The 356-nt window shown below is 73.3% G+C and carries 1 protein-coding gene; it reads right to left on the minus strand.

The features are described 5' to 3' along the window. Window positions 1-356: hypothetical protein (locus ACWXWW_RS17925; RefSeq protein ID WP_455971351.1), on the minus strand; the 356-nt coding region annotated here is incomplete at both ends.

The following is a 356-nucleotide window of genomic DNA, read 5'->3' on the forward strand; positions in this document are numbered from 1 at the left end:
GTGGGGGCGGCGCCGCCGAGGGTGGGGGTCTCGGCGGCGCGTGAGGCGGCCTGGATCATCGCGAAGAACGCGTCGTGGCGTTTCTGTCCGGGGGTGCGGGGGTCGTGGATGATCTCGTCTGGTCCCCACGGGTCCGTGTCGTTGCGGGTCTCGGGGTCGATCCCGTCGAAGAACCCGCCCTCCCCATCCGTGTCCGCGCCGCCGCCATCGCCGTCGCCGCCGCCGTCGGCGTTGTTGCTCAGGGCGTCGTCGCCGTCCGGGCCGTCGTCGCCGCGGTCTCGGGTTTCGGTGAAGGTGACGTGGCGGGCGGGGTTGGTGTGGGCGGAGAGGAGGTTCTGCAGGAGGGCGCCGGCTTC

It is taken from the genome of Microbacterium sp. KNMS (genome assembly GCF_053851835.1).